Genomic DNA, 18,313 nt, shown 5'->3' with positions numbered 1-18,313 from the left:
AGAAGCCGATAAGGCTAGAAAGATAAAAGGGAAACGATATGTTTCCCTTTTGCTCTGCAGGTATCTTAATGATTAGACATTAAAGTAACTGATTTTGTTTGAAAGTTGTTTTGCCAAATTGGCCAGCTGCCCAGCCGACTGGCTGATTGAGTGAATCGAATTGGTGGTTTTTTCTGTAATGCTTGTGATATTCGACACATTTCGGTTCACCTCGGCAGTCACTGAGGCTTGCTCTTCCGCCGTGGCTGAAATGCGGTCGTTCATTTCTCGAATCTTAGACACAGATTGATTGATGTTTAATAACGATTCTTCTTCGTGTTTCACTTGCTCTACGGCATTGGTTGAGCGTTGATGACTTGACGTCATCGCGGCAACGGCAGAAGAGGTGCCGGATTGCAGCAGAGTAATCATCTTTTCAATCTGTTGAGTGGCATCCTGAGTATTCTGCGCGAGATGACGAACTTCGTCGGCCACCACGGCAAAGCCTCGACCTTGTTCGCCCGCTCGTGCGGCTTCAATTGCCGCGTTTAAGGCCAGTAGGTTGGTTTGTTCTGCAATGCCTAAAATCACATTAAGAATGTTGCTGATTTCATTGGTGTTCACTTGTAATTCATTGATTGTCTTGGCTGATTCGGCGATTTCTTCTGCCAATTCTTGAATGCTGTTAATGGTTCTGGTGACAATTTCTGCCCCTTCATTGGCCGCGGTTTCTGCATCATGAGCTGCGTTGCTGGCATCCGTCGTGGATTCCGAAACATGGACAGCGGTGGCCTGAATTTCGCTGATGGCTTGAGAAATCAATTGCGTTTCTTCTTGTTGACGATCCACCATGTCGGAAGATTCATCGGTAATGCGGTTCAGGTCGTTGGCGGCATTGGTCAGCATGTCACTGGACTTGGCCACATCGTGAAGAATGCTACTGAGTTGAACAACCAGTTTGTCCATAGCGGTTTCTAACAGGCCGATTTCGTCTTTACGTTTGCTGTTAACCGGTTCCTGCGATAAATCCCCAGAGGCAATGCCTTCTGCGCGACGAACCGCTTTAATAAGAGGACGACAGATACCATTGACGATTAATAAGCTGATGGTGACACCGATCATGATGAGTAATGCGGCTAAACCACCACTTGCATAAATGGTTTGGTCCAATTTACTGTTTTGATTATCAGCCACTTGGTTGCTGTATTCATTAATGGAACGGATGATGGTTTCCATCTGAGCATTCACGCTTTCAAGGCTAGCGTCAGCGATCCGACGAGCTTTATTGGCCTGTAGCGTTTTCAGTTTAATCCACCAACTGTAGGTTTCGGTACTGGCTTTTAAGAAGGTCGCTTGTTGCTCTTCTAATAGATCAATGTGCCCTAATAGGGTCGTCAGTCCATCATTTTTTGGCATCTCGTTTAGAATGCTTTTGACGCTGTCAATGCTGGTCAGTAGCTCATCTGTATAGGTCTTGAATTTTTCTTCCGATTCGGCGATCAGCTCCGTGCCATAGCCACCCATGGATTTGGCAATGGATACTTGGAAATAGCCTCGTTCAAACTCGACTGATTGTTGTAATAGTAATTGTCGGCTTTTCTCCAGGTGTTTTACCAGTTGCAAACTTTGCGATGAAAGACTTTGCAACTCAGAAGAAACGGATTTACTGGACAGTGCCGAGCTGATGCTCAAACCAATGATGACAATGGAGAAAAGGGCAATAAGTGAAAGAATTTTGGTGCGTACGGACAAATTTAGCATGTTAGCTCCTGAGTTGTCTTTGTTATGAGGTGAGCAATCCTTATGCCAGTTAAAGTTACATCCAGATACAAATGTTGTCTGTTGTTCACTGTATTTTCTTCTCCTTGTGGGAGTGGTGAAGGGCGGAAAGCCTTTTGGTTAAGGCTTTTATCTTATAATTTTTCATTATTATTACGTGTAGAGATACGATAGGCAAGGTTGTAAGAGTATGTAAACAAAAACAATGTTAGAAGATGGGAGATTCGGACGATTTTTGAAAAAAGACTGGCTTAAAAATGGGGCATGACGTAGTGCGTGTTCGCTGTCGCGCCCCATTTCTGTGCGGTCTGTCTGGCCGGTGCTCAGATCATTTTTCTGGTGCAGAGTCGATGACGACGTGATCACCTTCTACTTTGAAAAAGAAGCAATCTCGGCGATTGGTATGACAAGCCGCGCCTTTTTGCTCGACCTGCAATAAAATGCAGTCACCATCGCAATCAAAAGACATGGAAACCAGCGTTTGGCGGTGGCCTGAACTTTCACCTTTGCGCCAATAGGTTTGGCGAGAGCGTGACCAGTAGCAGACTTGCCCTGTTTCTAGTGTTTCACGAATCGATTTCTCGTTCATGTAAGCGAGCATCAAGACTTCACCTGTATCGTGTTGCTGTGCAATGGCCGCAATTAGTCCCGCATCGTCTGTTTTTAAATTGGCTAAAATAGTGTCCAGTGGCAATTGCTCACCTTTCGCCAAATTTTCATACGCTTTTAAACTCATTTTGTTACCTTATATTCAGAAATGGCGCCTTTTCCAATACCCTCAAACCCATGTGCTTCAATGAGGCTACCAACATGTTCATGGGCTAATACATAAGCGACGTGAGCCGATAAAGACTCTACTGTGGTATCGCAATCTAGCATATAGACTTGCTGACTATCTATTGTCAGTTCAAATAAGCCTTGTTGACTGGTGTAGCGGAAATAATGATGTGGGCGACCATTAATGTCGACGATTTTTTGCAAATCTTCCTGGGTGCCCAAATAAATGTCTTGCCAGCGTTTTGCCCAATCATGTTCTAATGCTGAATCAGCTTTGCCATCGCGATAGATTTCAATGGTGGATCGATGGCCGTGAGCGATACGCTGACAATTGCCGGCGTGTTTCTTTAAACCATGACTATATTGGTATTGAGCACCCGCTATCGGCTCTGGTGTGAAACGTATGCTGACCGCGTCTAATTCTGCCGGTAACAAATCGAGAATTTGTTGTTCAACCCAACGTGCCGCAAGTGAGGGGGTAATCTGCTGACAAGGTAAGGAGCAGATTGCTTGTGACGGTGCATCACACTGGAAATGTCGCCCGTCTTCATGATCGAACTGAAAAGACACGCGATCATGGTCGAGTTCAATGAGTTGGCTGCTTGGGTGTTCTGCAGGAATGGCGAGCATGTGGTCGATGTTGTCATCCAACCACTTTTTAATTTGCTTTTTTACGATACTGAAATCGCAAATCATGCTTTCATCGTTTAATTTACCAGTCAGAACAATGTCTGTCTGCCAGCTTTCACCCAACAATCCACGTTCAGCATCGTAGTAGGAAAAATCCACATGCGTTAGGTTTTTTACAAATAGCTTCAACGTGCTACTCCTTAAATTTGATGGCGCGTATCTTACCCTAAATGCCATGACGGATATAGACGAGCCTGACCCTTTAGGCGAAGAGTGGATTGTTTGAATGGTCGCCTGAAAAGATCATGAATCTAAAGGTGAAAATAAGGAGAGTAGGAAAAGCAGCCTTCGAAGAACGCGAGAGAAGGGAGGCATTGATCAAGATGAAAATCAACAAATGAGCTTGGCCGATCATTTTAACTATTTGAAAATACATAAGAATGCGGTTGATATTTCAAATTGGCTGCGTATAATCTCGCCCCAAGGTCAACAGGCCTCCTTTATGGTGTCTCTGCTGGTCCCCTCGCAACAATAAATCGTTAATCTGGTCAGGTCCGGAAGGAAGCAGCCACAGCGATGGACTTGTGTGCCGAGGTGCGGCTGGTAGAGATGCCACCTAATCTTTTCTATCCATTCTTAATCTCAGTAAAGCTTAATCAAGCCGTATTCTTTCTTCATTATCAGACTAAGCTTTTGTTGATCGTCAATACATATCATTACTTATTGATTTTAGGCACCAACCATGACTTTGAGCTTTTTTAAGCGAACGCCTTTGAAGGTCGTCACATTGGCCTGCCCAACTGGAAGCGTTAGAGCATTTCATACCGCATTGAGGGCAAATGTGATTTAGTGCTTCATTCACGATAGATCTGACCTCAAATACTTGAACACCTAATTCCAATCCAGTTAGCGCAAAGACATGATGAAGTAAATAAATGACTCTTTTACCTTGCATGCTTTCAGGTAAATTAATGTCTCCATAGCCTATGGATGACACGCTTATGAGTCTGTTTTCCCAAACCAGTTCGCTCTCGTTTTCAATTATGACGGTGACAGTCGTTCGAATATTCGTTTTCTTTTTCTTTTTCTTTTTTTCTTCCTCCTCCAATGTAGAGAGCTCGACGGTAAAGTAGATTTCTCTGTTATCCCTTTCTTTTGTGTTTCTTATGATTTTTAACTCTCCATGATCTTCATGCATAAAAAAATACATCATTTGCTGATGTTCTTGACCTTCGAAATCAATATGGTTGTTTTGATCCATCTCAGATAGTCTCCGTAAAATAAGAAAATGACGACATCACGCTGTGGTGTATTTTGGTCCGAATGCAGACATTTTTTCGCGGTCATGACGATGCATTTATAGGGGAGAATTCTGGTCGGTATGTTTATACGCTCAATTTGGAAAATGGTCTGTTGGCGGCTTTTAAATCCTTTTTGGGTTAGGTAGTGATCTATTTTGTTGGGTTCATCGTTTAATTTACGTCATGTCGAAATCACCCTTATAAGGCGATCATTATGTTAAATGCACATTTACCCGCCTTGGCCTTGGTATTGTTAGGCGGTGTGTCGTTCAGTTATGCGGATGTTGAGGTCGTATTTTTTCGATAAACGATGTGCCGGCATTGTCCACTTGGTGGAAGCCATCGCCTTGATTGTTTAGGTGATCTTAATGAGGAATACCCATGAGTCTGCCGTGGGAGACTCATGGGGGATGACGCTGGGGTTATATTTTAAATTGAGATAGTCGCTTTTTAAGGCTTTCGGCTTCTTCGGCCATGCTGAAGTTGACGGTGGCGACCTTACCTGTGTCTCGGCTGGTGGTTTGAGAAATCTCACTAATGTTTTTAACACTGTCGAGAATTTGAGTTGCTACGGTGGATTGTTCCTCGGTTGCGGCGGCAATTTGCTGGTTTAAATCGGCGATGTTATTGACGGCACTGACCACTTCTTCAAAATGTTCCGCTGTTTTTTTGCCGATAATGGTGCAGTGCTCTGTGACTTCGATGCCTTTATTCATACTGTCCATGGCTTCTTTTGCGCCTGCCTGAAGATTTTCCACCAGTTTCTGAATGTCGATTGTTGAGGTTTGGGTTTTTTGCGCTAATGAACGTACTTCATCGGCAACAACCGCGAACCCTCGGCCGGATTCCCCTGCGCGTGCGGCCTCTATGGCGGCATTCAATGCCAGTAAGTTAGTCTGTTCTGCAATGCCTTGGATTGTGTCTAAGACCACGCCGATGTTGTCTGTTTCTTTGGCTAAGTTATCAATGCTGTGGGACGTAGCTTGTACGTCTCGTGATAGTTGAGAGGTAATTCTTTGGTTTTCTTCTGCGGTAGATTTGCCTTTTTCAACGAGTTCTAGCACTTGAGTGGCCACGTCCGATGCGGAAATGGTATTTCTGGCGACTTCTTCGGTTGCGTCACTCATTTCGCTTACCGCTTCAGCGACAAGGCTGGTTTCGGTTTCTTGCTTGTCGACTGAGGAGAGGGTGTTCTGTACTATGATTGACGCTTTGGCTGAATTGTCGTCTAAGCGTGTTGAGGATTCTGCAATACCAGTGATGGTGGTTTGGAGTTTGCTAATGAAGTGATCCAGTTTACTCGCTACCTCGCCCACTTCATCTTTACGTTTGAAGTGCATTCTAAGGGTTAAGTCCCCATCCCCATTAACCAAATCGTCCAAGCGAGTTAACAGGTTTCTCAATGGTCCAATGATAGAGCGACCAATTAGGATTGGAATGATGATCCCTACCAGTATGGCAACCGCTAGGACGGTCGTAATGATATTGACAGCATGTTGTTCGTCGTCGAAAGCAATGTTGGCCGAATCTAATGCAAACTGCTGAGACTCATTCAAAATAGAAATAATGTGTTCGTCCAGCTTCTCATTTGCATGCTCGATCTCAGTGATAGAATCAAGAGCGCTTTTGATGCCGTTGTTCTTAATCGTGTCTAAAAAATTCAGAAGAATGTTTTCCAATTCAAAAAATTCAGCTTCAACATTGATAAATTCTTCTAAAATGAGGTCGTATTTTTGCTTTGCTTCAGCGCTTTCGAGACTGGCTTGTAACGTTTTTATGGTTTCTTCAACGGTGACGATTTCGCCATGTAGCTTTTTAATATTGGTTTCTAAATCGGTAATTAATGTCGTTGATTCTGGTGAGACGCCTTTGCCTTTAATGTCATCTAATAATGCGTGAGAAATGACTTTTTCGACCGCAATGGCTTGTTGTAGCTGATGTTCAGTAATGAGAGTTAAAGCTTTTGTTAAAGGGAGGTGATCGTGTGCGATTTCTTCAATTTCGTGACCGATTTTTGTAAATTGATTAATCGAAAAGCCGCCAACAACCATAATTAAAAGCAATTGTATGGTGCTCATTATGAAGAATTTATGAGAGATTTTTAGCTTAGATAACATGCAATTTTCCTCTTAATTTAGAACTACTTAATCATGAATTTCATATTCATATTGTCGAGGTCATGCTTTATGTAAGCGTTCATCATAACGTTATGAAAGTCAGAAACGACAATGGCGTGTGCGTCGAGATAACCGTTAAACCTTGTACACACATATCCTTTTTTTATTATGCGTAGTGGCTGGTTTTATTCTATTGGTGTTTGTTTTCGTTTTGTAAGTTTTGGTGTTTGATTTTTGGCTTATTGTTATTGGCCCTAATTGATGAGTGGTGGAAAGGTCATCGAATAGGTGATTTTCGATAGTTGCTTGTCGGTATCTTTCTTAATTTTTGGGCTGAAATCTGCCTTTTCACAAAAATACACTTGGTCAGTTTGAATATTGAAACTAAACTGTATGTTTATACAGTATTTTAGGTGTCGTGTATGCGTTTGACTTATCTTGGAGTGTCTGGCTCTGCTTCCTATATCGCTGAAAACAGCATTTTGATTCCCTTCTATGGTGAGGCGGTATCAGCGGGTTTTCCTTCTCCTGCTCAGGACTTTGTTGAGAAAACATTGGATTTGAATGAGTTGTGTATCCCTCATCCAGCAGCGACATTTTTTGTTCGTGCGCAAGGGGATTCTATGATCGAAGCGGGTATTCATAGTGGCGATGTATTAGTGGTGGATCGTTCATTAACAGCATGTCATCGTGACACCATTATTGCTTGCTTACACGGAGAAATGACGGTCAAGGTATTGGAGTTAAAGCCAGATGTATTGCTAAGACCGAAAAACAAAGCCTATAAAGCGATCCCCATTACTGAGGAGTCAGAATTCGAAGTGTTTGGTGTCGTTACCAGTGTGATTCGTAGGCTAGAGCGCGGGGCATGAAACGCGTGTTTGCTCTGGTGGACTGCAATAATTTTTATGCCAGTTGTGAAAAATTGTTTCGTCCAGATCTGAAAGACAGGCCTGTGGTGGTTTTATCGAATAATGATGGCTGCATTGTTGCTCGTTCGAAGGAGGCTAAAGCGTTGGGCATAAAAATGGGGGTGCCCATGTTTCAGGTGCAAGCAGATATTGAGCGGTATGGCGTGGTGTGTTTTTCATCGAACTATGCCTTATACGCGGATATGTCGAGTCGAGTGATGAGCTTGCTGGAGCAAGAGGCTCCACAAGTCGAAGAGTACTCTATTGATGAAGCGTTTTTGGACTTGAGTGGTGTCGCAGCGGCAGAAGGTCTGTTGTCGTTTGGTCAGCGCGTGAAGGCGAAAGTAGACAAATGGACAGGGATTAGCGTTGGTATCGGCATTGCTCCTAGTAAAACACTGGCTAAGTTGGCTAATTACGCGGCAAAAAAATACCCGGCGACAGGAGCCGTGGTGGATTTGATGGCCCCTGATCGACAGCGGCGTTTACTTGCTTTAGTCGGGGTTGATGAGGTCTGGGGTGTCGGACGACGTTTGAGTGGACGTTTGCGCGCACAGGGGATTCATACCGCCTTAGATCTGGCGCAAGTCGATCCTAAGCTGGTTCGTCGTGAGTTTTCTGTAGTATTGGAGCGTACGGTGCGAGAACTTAATGGTGTGTCTTGTCTGACCCTGGAGTCTGTTCGGCCCGTCAAGCAGCAAATTATCTGCAGTCGTTCTTTCGGCTACAAAATTACCGAGCAACGAGAATTGCGAGAAGCTGTGTCTAAATACGCTTGCCGTGCGGCCGAAAAATTACGTGCTGAGAGGCGTTGTTGTCGGGTGGTCAGTGTGTCTATTCGTACCAGTCCACACATTCCGAATGAGCCTTTTTATGCCAAAACCTTATCCGTTGAATTGCCTAATCCTACTGACGATACGCGAGATTTATTAGACGTCGCCAATGTTATTTTTAATCGTATTTGGCGGTCAGGGTTTCGTTATATGAAGGCCGGTGTGATGTTGTCTGATTTTTATGAACACGGAGCCTTGCCAACCGACCTTTTTGACTCTGCTACTCATAACACCAAATCAAAGCAATTGATGACAGTGGTTGACCACATTAACCAGAGTGGCTTGGGGAATCTATTTTTTGCTGCTCAGGGGGTGACTCCACAATGGTCCATGAAACGCAAGCATTTATCTCCTTGCTATACCACGCAATGGAAAGATTTGCCTTTAGTACGATGATTAAGGCCAATAGGATAGGTTATCTTCTTTTACCTTTTCCGCTTCAATGCGTTTGAAAATTTCTTCTCTGTGTACGGTGACATCTTTTGGAGCGCTGACGCCAACACGAACATGTTTCCCCTTAATGCCTAATATGGTGACTTGAATATTCGAGTCAATGTTGATGGTTTGATTGATTCGTCGGGTTAAAATCAGCATGGGGTCCTCAATATGGATGACAATGAATGGGAAGAAGTTTATAAAAATGACCCATTTAAAGTCAATAAAAATAAACTTTTAATTTATTGAAGATCCAGAACGGAAAAAAGCGAGACAGGCTCGCTTTTTTCATTAGTGGTGCAGGTGATGTTTACAGTTTCAATCTTGCTTCTCTGACAACGCCAATCACTCGACATTTATCGGTCACTTCAATGGGGCGGTAGTTTGGGTTTAGAGGCTTGAGATAGGTTTGGCCTGCATCAATGATGAGTTTTTTGAAAGTGATTTCTTTTGTCGCATCCACCTTTGCCACCACTAAGTCGCCGTTTTGAGCTTGCATACACGGGTCTACTAAGATGATGTGGGCTTCACTAATGCTGTGTCCCACAGGGGAGACCATGCTGTCACCTATGACTTTTAGCCAAAAAGCCTGATGGCTTATGGCCGCAGGCGCGTATTCCCACTCTAATTGGTCTTTCAGGCTGGCTTTATCAGTAAAGTCTCGCCAGGTCTCAGCTTGTTCGTGGCTGATGATAGGGACTTGCTTGCTGATAAAGCATGGGTTAAAGGACGTATCCTGCTGTGGGTGCGATGAGGTATGTGGCTGGGCTGATACGCCACCAAACAACCAGTTAGCATCACACTGCAACGCTTTTGTGAGCGGGATGATGTATTTACCACCAGGCGATGAAATACCGTTAAGCCATTGGCTGACCGATCCTTTCGTTGCGCCTGTCATCTTTGTTAGGTCGACAGCTCTAAGGTGATGTTCGGTCATTTTTTGTCGAATGCGATCTGAAATATCCATGTTAAGAATACTAAACTAACTTGAGTTTATTTTTATTCACTTGTATTGTTTAAAAAAACAAACTTTTAACTTTATGGTTTGGTGAAGATGCACAAGGAAAAAGTCATTCGTTATTTTGGCACTCAGCAGCAGCTTGCGGGCACGTTGAGTATCTCTAAAAGTTCGGTTTCTCAATGGGGTAATGTGATTCCAGAAAAGCAAGCGTTGCGTCTCGAGAAACTCACTAACGGTGTATTGAAATACGATCCTAAGCTATACATTCGCTAATTTGTACAAGCGTTCTGTGAAGTTTATGGAGCGTTTTGTGTTTTCAGGAGAGGAAACGGTGAACGACCAAAAGAAAAAAACACATCAAAATGCTAGAGCGAGTCATTTTTCACTGGCAAGGGCCTTGTCTGTATTAAGTGGCCAATGTTCAAGCACACTTGCTTGTTTTTATCGTTATGGTTTGGAAGATACCGATGCTTGTCAGCATCTACTGGAAACACAAAAGGCGATTGATGATGCCTTAAGAGACTCTTTGATATTGACGCCGATAGGGTCTTATGAAGCCACCTTAATCGGTGTGATGAATCACGTGAATTTCTCTGCTGAGCCTTTTTATGCGAATGTCAATTTGGCTGCGTCCAGTGTAGAGGTTGCGCGTCACCGTCATCAGAAAAAAGAGAGGAAGAGCCAAAATAAAAGCCAACCTGTTTAACCGGTTGGCTTTTGATTGGTGTCATCAGCGTCTCGAGCAACGCTGATGGGAAGCGTGTTCAGTTAGGCGACATCGGCATTCGTATTTTGTAATACTTTTTGGTTTACCGTTGCCATCAAGGCCTGCACAGAGGCCGATACGATGTCGCTGTCAATGGCAACGCCATTGAAGCGATCGCCGTCAATGTTCGCTTGTACATAAGCGATGGCTTGGGAGTCGCTGCCAACGGTTAGAGCGTGCTCTTGGTATTGAATAATGTCCACACGCATACCGAAGTGTTTGCCCAAGGCTTCGCTGAAAGCCGATAGCGCGCCATTGCCTGTACCGGTGATGCTCACTGAGCCTGATTCACTGTTTAGCTCAGCGTGGACTGTATCTACGTCGTCTTTGGCGTGATCGTATTTGCCAAGCTGGTATGGTTTATTGCCCGTCATGAAGCAGGACTCGAACAGAGCTTTCATGGATTCTGCATTCACCACGCCGCCGTCTTGCTCTGCAAATTGCTGCACGATTGGGCTGAACTCTACTTGCAACCAACGTGGTAATGCTAAGCCGTACTCTTGCTCAAGCGTATAAGCCACACCGCCTTTACCAGATTGGCTGTTAACACGAATGACTTCTTGATAACTGCGACCAACATCGCGAGGATCAATTGGCAAGTAGGCCACATCCCAAGGTTTGTCGTCGGTCTGATTCGCCAAGCACTTCTTGATCGCGTCTTGGTGAGAGCCAGAGAAAGCGGTAAACACCAATTCACCTGCGTAAGGATGGCGCGGATGAACTTGTAATAGGGTGCAAGCTTGAACCACACTTATGATGCGGTCCATGTCGCCCAACGCTAACTCTGGATCAATGCCTTGGCTGTACATGTTCATGGCCATTGTCACCACGTCCATGTTGCCGGTTCGTTCACCATTGCCTAGCAAGGTACCTTCGATACGGTCAGCCCCTGCCATAAGACCAAGCTCTGCCGCTGCTACACCGCAGCCACGGTCATTGTGGGTGTGTAGGCTGATGATCATGCTGTCACGCTGTTTTACTTGGCGACAGAAGTATTCGATCTGATCAGCAAAACGGTTTGGTGTCGCCACTTCGACCGTTGCTGGCAAGTTAATGATGATTTTGTTGTCTGGGGTTGGTTGCCATACGTCGGCAACGGCATCCACCACTTCGACGGCGAAGTCAGTTTCAGTGCCTGTGAAGCTTTCTGGTGAATATTGGAATACCCACTCTGTTTCAGGGTGTTTCGCAGCATGTTCTTTAACGCACTGAGCGCCTTTTACGGCAATCTCTTTGATGCCGTCTTTGCCTAAACGGAAGACTTGTTCACGCTGGGTTTTAGAGGTTGAGTTGTAAACGTGAACGATGGCTTTTTTTGCACCTTTAAGAGACTCATATGTGCGTTCAATCAATTCAGGGCGCGCTTGTGTTAACACTTGAATGTACACATCGTCAGGTACTTGGTTTTCTTCTATCAACCAACGCACAAAGTCGAAGTCTAATTGTGACGCGGCTGGGAAGCCAACTTCGATCTCTTTAAAGCCCACGTCCACAAGTAGGGCGAAAAACTGCTTCTTTTGTTCCACTGTCATAGGTTCAACCAGTGCTTGGTTACCATCGCGCAGATCAACACTTGACCAAATCGGAGCTTGAGTGATTTCTTGGTCAGGCCAAGTGCGGTTTTCAATGGCGACAGGCTGGAATGGGCTGTACTTAGTGTGATCAAAAGAGGTCATGATCTTTCCCTTCTTATGTTAAGGAGCGGATAAGCTCCGATGGTAAACAGTTTGCATGGTAAGGAAGCGTGGTAACTTCCTCTATGATTTCGCTATGACTATATAATAGCGAATTTTCTAGGGTAAAAGATTGCGTTTTTTATGGAAATTTCAATCTAAATAGCATTATATTGCGTACATAAAGAATAAATTGGCAATATGAGGCTTATGTTTTGGGTTTTGATAAGATTGATTTGAATATTTTGCGTGAGTTACAGCAAGATTCTAGCTTGACGAATCAAGAGCTGGCTGATCGCGTGGGATTATCGGCTTCGCCTTGCTTACGTCGCGTGAAAGCGTTAGAAGAGACCGGTGTGATTGATTGCAGTGTGACTTTATTAGATCAAAAGAAGCTGGGGCTAAAACTCACCGCTTTTATCCAGATCAGCATGGACAGGCACACACCGGAGCGGTTTGAAGTCTTTGAATCCTTAGTAGAATCCTATCCAGAAGTTAAATCCTGTAATTTGGTAACCGGTCAATCTGCAGACTATTTATTAGAAGTTGTGGTGGAAGACATGGATAAGTATCAGGAGTTTCTGCTGGGGAAATTAACGCGCATCGCGGGCGTCACAGGTGTGCATTCCAGCTTTTTATTGAGGCGTATTATTAACCGAACCGCATTGCCGTTAGATCATTTAGCGTAATCTGGTGAGCCCGCAATCAGTGAATCAAGTAGAAAAGAATGAAAGAAACAACGGATTAATATTGATTTTTTCATATTTGACCAAATGTAAGGGCGTTATACTTTGTGTCATAAATCATCCCTAGAGAGAGCAGTAATGACAGATTTGACCATTAAGCGTCGAGTAATGATTCCGGTGCGCGCCGGTGACGTGACCGCTGAGTTTATTTCCTTTAATGGTGATGACTCGGGTAAAGAGCACATAGGGATATATTTTGCAGGCAACCCTGACGAAACGAAACAAGCGGACCATGTGCCACTGGTTCGTCTGCATTCAGAGTGTTTAACCGGAGACGTCTTTGGTTCCGGTCGTTGTGATTGTGGTGAGCAGCTTGATGAAGCGATTGATCGTATTAATGAAGAAGGTGGCTACATTCTGTATTTACGCCAAGAAGGGCGTGGTATTGGTTTGTATGCCAAGCTAGAAGCCTATGCTTTGCAAGACCAAGGCTATGACACTTATCAAGCCAACGAAATGTTGCACTTACCAGACGATGGTCGTGATTTTGGGATTGCGGCGGATATGCTACTGGCGTTGGGCGTGAGCAAGGTAAGATTGCTCACCAACAATCCAGACAAGGCTCAACAGCTTAAAGAGCACGGCATTGATGTGGCTGAATTGGTGCCAACCAAGGTGCATGTAAATCAGCATAACCGTCAGTATTTAGAAACCAAAGCTAAGCGCAAACAGCATACTTTGAAGTTTGATTAATGAGCGCTTAGCGAGAAAATTAAATTTTGTGACAGAAGCCCCGAAAGGGGCTTTTTTAGGTCTTGGTGAAATGGACTCGGGACATTTTTTTTAGGTGTTTTGACCAATAGATGACCGAAAAAGCCAGATGGATCAAAAAATTGCTTTTATAAAGTGGCGTCGTAATAGAGTTATTAAAAAGGGGAAGTTAATACAAAAAGCGCCGCTTCATTGAGCGGCGTTTTTGTGTTTATCGGCTTCAGTGAGCTTAAATAGCTTACTTGGTTTTTTTCTTTTTCTTTTTGCTGCGTGGAGATCTAGCCTTAGTTTTGGCTTCGAGTCCTTCAATGCGGCCAAATTTAACGTTGGTTTGCATAAAGCGCTGAATTTTTTCAATCATCGGCAAATCATTAATGTCGATCAAAGAGATGCATTCGCCTGGAGCGCCTTCTCGTGAAGCGCGACCGGCACGATGAATATAAGAGTCTGCTTTGCGTGGCAAGCGTAGGTTGATCACTGTGTTGATTTCTGGCAAATCAATACCACGAGAGGCCACATCGGTGGCGACTAATACTTGCAGACGACCCCGTTTCATTTGTTTTAAATGCTCGCTGCGATCGCCTTGTTTCATCTCTCCGTGTAAGCCATCACACATGATGTTCATGTTGCGGATTTTTTGTACCCACACATCCACATGGTCACGATTGGAGACAAAAACCACGGTTTGTTGTACCCCTTCCTTATTGAGTAGATGCTTTAGCATGGCTTCTTTGTGCGCGTCATCGTCAACTCGATAGGCCACTTGGCGAATCTGCTCCGGAACCATACGTGATGATTCACCAAGACGAATTTGCTCTGTTTCAGCGCTTAATAAGGCGCTGGCAAAGCGGCCCATTTTTTCACCTTCTAAGGTGGCTGAGAACATTAAGGTTTGGTGTTCCTGCGGAAGCTCTTTGGCAATCTTGTTGATGGCATTAACAAAGCCCATGTCCAACATGCGATCGGCTTCATCAATGACGAAGTAGCTGACATCCGTTAAGTCTAGCCATTGCTTTTCATCAAGCTCTACCAAGCGGCCTGGTGTCGCAACTAGAATGTCACAAGGTTCGCTAAGTTGCTGTTGTTGCATCCCGTATGGCGTACCGCCAATGATCAACTGCGATTGAATGCGTGTGTGCTGTGTTAGGCCGCCAATGACATTGAAAATTTGTCGGGCAAGTTCACGACTAGGCGCTAAAATAAGGACTTTAGGGGCCGTTGTAGAGGTTTCATCACGGTCTAAAACATGTTGCACGGCGGGGGCGCAAAACGCGATGGTTTTACCTGTACCAGTGGGGGCGGTCGCCAATAGGTCGGAGCCCTCTAAAATAACAGGGATGGCTTGCTGTTGAATTTCGGTAGGTGTTTCAAAACCTAGGCTATTGATTGCTTCTTCGATCGTGTAATCTAGGTCTAATTCAGCAAATGACATGTAATCTCTCTGTTGCAATAAAAAAAGTGCCTAGCATCGGTAAACACGACAAAAGGCTAATACACAGAATGATACCTTGTTTTATGTTGTTTCGAAATCAAAAGCCATTTTAAAACAGGTGTGTTTGATTGCTTGTATTTAATCTGGTGGTTAATGTCACTATGAAAGAAGAATGTCGTATGTTGTTATCAGATGATTTGGTGGTCGGCCAGACAATGAATTGGGTGAAAGACTTTATTGTGGGCCACAATGTCTGTCCTTTTGCCAAGCGAGAAGTGGAAAAAGACAGTGTGCGCCTTGTTGTATTGCGTTCGAAAAAAACCGATGTCGCCTTAGAAGAATTGATGTCTGAAATTCAGTGGCTAGATGAGCAGGCTGAAACCGAAACCACGCTGCTCATTTTCCCCACTTTGTTTAAAGATTTTCAGCGTTACTTGGATTTTGTGGAAATGTCTGAGAACCTTATGTTTGATCAAGGGTGTGAAGGCGTTTACCAATTGGCCACCTTCCATCCAGATTATTGCTTTGCCGGTGCAGAAGAAGAGGATGTGTCTAATTACACTAACCGTTCTCCTTACCCTATGCTGCATATATTACGAGAGGCCAGCTTGGATAAAGCCATTGAGTTTTATGGTGATACGGCTCAAATACCGGATGAAAACATTGCCAAGATGGAAGCCTTAGGGCGAAATAAATTGGAAGACATTTTTAAAGCTTGTATGAATGCAAACTAATCTTGCGCTCGACTGATAAGTCAGTATAGTGCGTGAAAAATTCCTTGCCGGAGAAACCATGGCTACACAAATTGGACGCTTAAATACCTTAAGAGTCGTTAAAGAAAAAGAGTTTGGCGTCTATTTGGATGCTGATACATTAGGTGAAATTTTACTGCCAAAGCGCTACGTGCCGAAGCAGGTGGAAATTGGCCAAGAAATTGAAGTGTTTGTTTACCTTGATTCTGAAGATAAGTTGATTGCCACCACTGACTTTCCAAAAGCACAGGTTGGTGAGTTTGCGGCGTTGAAATCGGTTGCGGTCAATCAAGTCGGCGCGTTTTTTGATTGGGGATTGCCGAAAGATTTATTGGTGCCTTTTAGCCAACAAAAAAATCGTGTCGAAGAAGGTGAAACACATTTATTGTTCATTTACCTTGATCAAATTACCAATCGTATCGTGGCGACGACAAAGGTTGACCCTTTGTTGAATCGAGAAGAAGCGCCTTATCGTGTTGGTGATAAAGTCTCTGTGGTGATTGGTGATAAGACCAATATTGGCTTCAAATGCGTCATTGATAATCGTTTTTGGGGTGTGCTGTTTTTTGAAGACGCTTTTCGACAGTTGTATAAAGGCGAGAAAGCCACCGCGTATATTAAGCAGATGCGTGAAGACGGGAAAATCGATTTGAGTCTTCAGGAGGTCGGCTACAAAAAAGTACGTAACATTCTGGATGATGTATTGGACTATTTGGACTCACAAGGTGGGGAATCGGATTTGACTGATAAAGCGTCTCCGGAAGCCATCTATAAAGTATTTAAAGTGAGTAAAGCGACGTATAAAAAAGCACTCGGTGCTTTGTATAAAGATAAGAAAATCGCCCTGAGCAAAGAGAAAGTGACTAAGCTGTAATTTTCACGTTAACGGTATGTTTATCAAAAGCTGCTAAGTAAGACTTAGCAGCTTTTTTTGTACCTCAGGGCGAGAATCTGGCTGGTTGATGCCTTCGTACAGGAGGGGCTGTACGGTCAATTTGATCGGGCTATTTTTCAGTAAGAACCCTGAAATGAAATCGTTTTCGGTTTGTCTTTGCAGGCGTATGTCTTCAAACATAGAGGAACGGTTCAAGCGAGTGAGCTTGGCGATCGTGCTGACACGATTTTTTAAGTTGTCGAAAGAAAGATGCTGACTGTGCTTAGCATAAGTAAATTTAGGGTGCGTAAAGACACTTTCCAATTCTGCGAGGGTGGCGTGCATTAAGGTTTGATATTCGTCATTTAAAATATCCCCATTGTGCAGGTTGAAGATGGCGGTAATTGGATTGATAACGGCATTGACGGCCAGCTTTTCGATGATTCTTTGGTGAATGTTACGCACCCCAAACCCTTCTAGCGGAAAATCTGCGGTCGCCTCTGAGGGCAGCCAAGGGCCAAAATAGGTGTCGCCTAATCCGGTGTGTTTGATGTGATTGTGCTCGATTTTAAGCACCCCTTCACTGGTTACGCCGGCCCAGAGGGTCTGCTTAGGCTTTATTTGCTTTTGTAATTGATCCTGTGCGCCTAAACCATTGCACAGACAAATGATGTCAGCGTCATCGCTGAGGTGTTCTGACACTTGCTGATACGCTTCGACAAGGTCAAATGACTTGGTGCACAAGAGTACTTTTTGATATTGCTTTTCGAGAGTGTTGGCGGTGAACGTCTTTATTTTATAAGTGTGTGTTTCGGCTTGTTGTTGTCCGCTTTCATCCACTAAGGAATCTAGGGTGATTTTTTTTCCGGGGTCGGTGCTTCGGTAAACCAGATGCACTTTGTGGTCGAGGCTTTTAAGTTTGCATGCCCAAAATAGGCCGATGGCACCAGAGCCAACCACTAACCAAGGAGATTGTTTCATAACTTGATCCATTAGGTGTTTTATTTCAATTCTTGCTATTATCGCGCCAAACGAACTGATTGAAAATGCAAAGGAGCAGAAAATGCCATCATTTGATGTAGTCTCTGAACTGGACTGGCACGAAGTAAGTAACGCCGTAGACCAAGCAAACCGAGAAATTACAACACGTTATGACTTTAAAGGTGTCAAAGCCAGCTTTGAAATAAAAGATAAATCCAGCGTGGTTATGCAAGCCGAAGCCGAGCCTCAGCTTCGTCAATTGTCGGATATTTTAAATCAAAAGCTCGTTAATCGTGGTATTGACCTGAAAAGTCTAGAAAAAGAAGACATTGAAAAAGGCAATATGCGTGTATCGCAAGCGGTCAAAATGAAAGAAGGGCTTGAGACAGCGGAAGCGAAAAAAATTGTCAAAATGATCAAAGACAGCAAGATCAAAGTGCAGGCGCAAATCCAAGGTGACCAATTGCGTGTCACAGGTAAAAAGCGTGATGACTTACAGCAGGTGATGACCTTGCTGCGCGGTGCCGATTTGTCACAGCCAGTGCAGTTTAATAATTTTAGAGATTAAACGAGACCTTATTAAACGGTTTCAAATAAAGCCCCCCAGTCGTTGCTTAGCCAGCATTGGGGGGCTTTTTATTGGTCTGATGATGGC

At 44.0% G+C, this 18,313-nt stretch carries 19 protein-coding genes and 1 other RNA gene; 10 read left to right on the top strand and 10 right to left on the bottom strand.

Features of this window, described 5'->3' with window-relative positions; translation table 11 throughout:
- Positions 1-72: 72 nt before the first annotated feature.
- From OA79_RS00405 to OA79_RS00395, 3 genes are all read right to left on the bottom strand, one after another.
- Positions 73-1,740 carry a methyl-accepting chemotaxis protein gene (locus OA79_RS00405; RefSeq protein ID WP_063331259.1) on the bottom strand — a complete coding sequence of 556 codons (1,668 nt, stop codon included), beginning with the start codon at positions 1,738-1,740 and terminating at the stop codon, positions 73-75.
- Between the two features lie 346 nt (positions 1,741-2,086).
- Complete coding sequence (hisI, locus tag OA79_RS00400; protein WP_063331258.1) at positions 2,087-2,494, bottom strand: phosphoribosyl-AMP cyclohydrolase; 408 nt, start codon at positions 2,492-2,494, stop codon at positions 2,087-2,089.
- A complete protein-coding gene (locus OA79_RS00395; protein WP_063331257.1) occupies positions 2,491-3,354 on the bottom strand; it encodes a 6-carboxytetrahydropterin synthase in 864 nt (287 codons plus the stop codon). The genes hisI and OA79_RS00395 overlap by 4 nt, the downstream gene beginning before the upstream one ends.
- A gap of 323 nt (positions 3,355-3,677) precedes the next feature.
- On the opposite strand from OA79_RS00395, the gene ffs reads away from it, so the two are divergent.
- Positions 3,678-3,774, top strand: an RNA gene (ffs, locus tag OA79_RS00390) — signal recognition particle sRNA small type.
- A gap of 94 nt (positions 3,775-3,868) precedes the next feature.
- On the opposite strand, the gene OA79_RS00385 is transcribed toward ffs, so the two are convergent.
- Together OA79_RS00385 and OA79_RS00380 are read right to left on the bottom strand one after the other, a co-directional pair.
- A complete protein-coding gene (locus tag OA79_RS00385; RefSeq protein ID WP_063331256.1) occupies positions 3,869-4,426 on the bottom strand; it encodes a hypothetical protein in 558 nt (185 codons plus the stop codon).
- A 462-nt stretch (positions 4,427-4,888) separates the two neighbouring features.
- Entirely contained in the window at positions 4,889-6,583 is a 1,695-nt protein-coding gene (locus OA79_RS00380) for a methyl-accepting chemotaxis protein (RefSeq protein WP_063331255.1), read from the bottom strand.
- A 422-nt stretch (positions 6,584-7,005) separates the two neighbouring features.
- Here OA79_RS00380 and umuD point away from each other — a divergent pair, with 422 nt between their 5' ends.
- A complete protein-coding gene (gene umuD, locus OA79_RS00375; protein ID WP_063331254.1) occupies positions 7,006-7,455 on the top strand; it encodes a translesion error-prone DNA polymerase V autoproteolytic subunit in 450 nt (149 codons plus the stop codon).
- Positions 7,452-8,723, top strand: coding sequence for a translesion error-prone DNA polymerase V subunit UmuC (umuC, locus tag OA79_RS00370; RefSeq protein ID WP_063331253.1), 1,272 nt, complete (start codon positions 7,452-7,454; stop codon positions 8,721-8,723). The genes umuD and umuC overlap by 4 nt, the downstream gene beginning before the upstream one ends.
- Here umuC and csrA read toward each other — a convergent pair whose 3' ends face one another.
- Both csrA and OA79_RS00360 read right to left on the bottom strand, forming a co-directional pair.
- Entirely contained in the window at positions 8,724-8,921 is a 198-nt protein-coding gene (csrA, locus tag OA79_RS00365; RefSeq protein WP_063331252.1) for a carbon storage regulator CsrA, read from the bottom strand.
- Between the two features lie 151 nt (positions 8,922-9,072).
- Positions 9,073-9,729, bottom strand: a complete 657-nt coding sequence (locus OA79_RS00360; protein WP_063331251.1) for a S24 family peptidase — start codon at positions 9,727-9,729, stop codon at positions 9,073-9,075.
- Positions 9,730-9,816: 87 nt separating this feature from the next.
- Here OA79_RS00360 and OA79_RS00355 point away from each other — a divergent pair, with 87 nt between their 5' ends.
- Both OA79_RS00355 and OA79_RS00350 read left to right on the top strand, forming a co-directional pair.
- Complete coding sequence (locus OA79_RS00355) at positions 9,817-9,996, top strand: Cro/CI family transcriptional regulator (protein ID WP_063331250.1); 180 nt, start codon at positions 9,817-9,819, stop codon at positions 9,994-9,996.
- Between the two features lie 37 nt (positions 9,997-10,033).
- Positions 10,034-10,429 (top strand): hypothetical protein, encoded by a 396-nt coding sequence (locus tag OA79_RS00350; RefSeq protein ID WP_063331249.1) that lies wholly within the window; start codon positions 10,034-10,036, stop codon positions 10,427-10,429.
- Between the two features lie 62 nt (positions 10,430-10,491).
- On the opposite strand, the gene leuA is transcribed toward OA79_RS00350, so the two are convergent.
- Complete coding sequence (leuA, locus tag OA79_RS00345; RefSeq protein ID WP_063331248.1) at positions 10,492-12,165, bottom strand: 2-isopropylmalate synthase; 1,674 nt, start codon at positions 12,163-12,165, stop codon at positions 10,492-10,494.
- Positions 12,166-12,377: 212 nt separating this feature from the next.
- On the opposite strand from leuA, the gene OA79_RS00340 reads away from it, so the two are divergent.
- The gene (locus OA79_RS00340) at positions 12,378-12,851 is read left to right on the top strand and encodes an Lrp/AsnC family transcriptional regulator (protein ID WP_063331247.1); all 474 of its coding nucleotides are present in this window, start codon (positions 12,378-12,380) and stop codon (positions 12,849-12,851) included.
- Positions 12,852-12,986: 135 nt separating this feature from the next.
- A complete protein-coding gene (ribA, locus tag OA79_RS00335; protein ID WP_063331246.1) occupies positions 12,987-13,601 on the top strand; it encodes a GTP cyclohydrolase II in 615 nt (204 codons plus the stop codon).
- A 256-nt stretch (positions 13,602-13,857) separates the two neighbouring features.
- On the opposite strand, the gene OA79_RS00330 is transcribed toward ribA, so the two are convergent.
- Entirely contained in the window at positions 13,858-15,051 is a 1,194-nt protein-coding gene (locus tag OA79_RS00330) for a DEAD/DEAH box helicase (protein WP_063331245.1), read from the bottom strand.
- Positions 15,052-15,230: 179 nt separating this feature from the next.
- On the opposite strand from OA79_RS00330, the gene OA79_RS00325 reads away from it, so the two are divergent.
- On the top strand, positions 15,231-15,785 hold the full coding sequence (locus OA79_RS00325) for a DUF1415 domain-containing protein (RefSeq protein ID WP_063331461.1): 555 nt from the start codon (positions 15,231-15,233) through the stop codon (positions 15,783-15,785).
- Positions 15,786-15,843: 58 nt separating this feature from the next.
- On the top strand, positions 15,844-16,677 hold the full coding sequence (locus tag OA79_RS00320) for a CvfB family protein (protein WP_063331244.1): 834 nt from the start codon (positions 15,844-15,846) through the stop codon (positions 16,675-16,677).
- A gap of 33 nt (positions 16,678-16,710) precedes the next feature.
- Here the strand turns inward: OA79_RS00320 and OA79_RS00315 are convergent, their stop codons facing one another.
- Positions 16,711-17,658 carry a ketopantoate reductase family protein gene (locus tag OA79_RS00315; protein WP_063331243.1) on the bottom strand — a complete coding sequence of 316 codons (948 nt, stop codon included), beginning with the start codon at positions 17,656-17,658 and terminating at the stop codon, positions 16,711-16,713.
- A gap of 82 nt (positions 17,659-17,740) precedes the next feature.
- Here OA79_RS00315 and OA79_RS00310 point away from each other — a divergent pair, with 82 nt between their 5' ends.
- Complete coding sequence (locus tag OA79_RS00310) at positions 17,741-18,226, top strand: YajQ family cyclic di-GMP-binding protein (RefSeq protein ID WP_063331242.1); 486 nt, start codon at positions 17,741-17,743, stop codon at positions 18,224-18,226.
- Positions 18,227-18,313: the final 87 nt, after the last annotated feature.

Origin of the sequence: Marinomonas sp. TW1, from assembly GCF_001625355.1 — a bacterium.
Lineage (GTDB): Bacteria > Pseudomonadota > Gammaproteobacteria > Pseudomonadales > Marinomonadaceae > Marinomonas.
This window is presented reverse-complemented; position numbering and strand designations above follow the sequence as displayed.

Bases quoted from the DNA above. Each gene is read 5' to 3' on its own strand.
- hisI (WP_063331258.1), bottom strand. From the start codon at position 2,494: ATGAGTTTAAAAGCGTATGAAAATTTGGCGAAAGGTGAGCAATTGCCA.
- umuC (WP_063331253.1), top strand. From the start codon at position 7,452: ATGAAACGCGTGTTTGCTCTGGTGGACTGCAATAATTTTTATGCCAGT.
- ribA (WP_063331246.1), top strand. From the start codon at position 12,987: ATGACAGATTTGACCATTAAGCGTCGAGTAATGATTCCGGTGCGCGCC.
- OA79_RS00380 (WP_063331255.1), bottom strand. From the start codon at position 6,583: ATGTTATCTAAGCTAAAAATCTCTCATAAATTCTTCATAATGAGCACC.
- OA79_RS00355 (WP_063331250.1), top strand. From the start codon at position 9,817: ATGCACAAGGAAAAAGTCATTCGTTATTTTGGCACTCAGCAGCAGCTT.
- csrA (WP_063331252.1), bottom strand. From the start codon at position 8,921: ATGCTGATTTTAACCCGACGAATCAATCAAACCATCAACATTGACTCG.
- OA79_RS00385 (WP_063331256.1), bottom strand. From the start codon at position 4,426: ATGGATCAAAACAACCATATTGATTTCGAAGGTCAAGAACATCAGCAA.
- OA79_RS00325 (WP_063331461.1), top strand. From the start codon at position 15,231: ATGTTGTTATCAGATGATTTGGTGGTCGGCCAGACAATGAATTGGGTG.
- OA79_RS00315 (WP_063331243.1), bottom strand. From the start codon at position 17,658: ATGAAACAATCTCCTTGGTTAGTGGTTGGCTCTGGTGCCATCGGCCTA.
- OA79_RS00360 (WP_063331251.1), bottom strand. From the start codon at position 9,729: ATGGATATTTCAGATCGCATTCGACAAAAAATGACCGAACATCACCTT.
- OA79_RS00310 (WP_063331242.1), top strand. From the start codon at position 17,741: ATGCCATCATTTGATGTAGTCTCTGAACTGGACTGGCACGAAGTAAGT.
- umuD (WP_063331254.1), top strand. From the start codon at position 7,006: ATGCGTTTGACTTATCTTGGAGTGTCTGGCTCTGCTTCCTATATCGCT.
- OA79_RS00330 (WP_063331245.1), bottom strand. From the start codon at position 15,051: ATGTCATTTGCTGAATTAGACCTAGATTACACGATCGAAGAAGCAATC.
- OA79_RS00405 (WP_063331259.1), bottom strand. From the start codon at position 1,740: ATGCTAAATTTGTCCGTACGCACCAAAATTCTTTCACTTATTGCCCTT.
- OA79_RS00320 (WP_063331244.1), top strand. From the start codon at position 15,844: ATGGCTACACAAATTGGACGCTTAAATACCTTAAGAGTCGTTAAAGAA.
- leuA (WP_063331248.1), bottom strand. From the start codon at position 12,165: ATGACCTCTTTTGATCACACTAAGTACAGCCCATTCCAGCCTGTCGCC.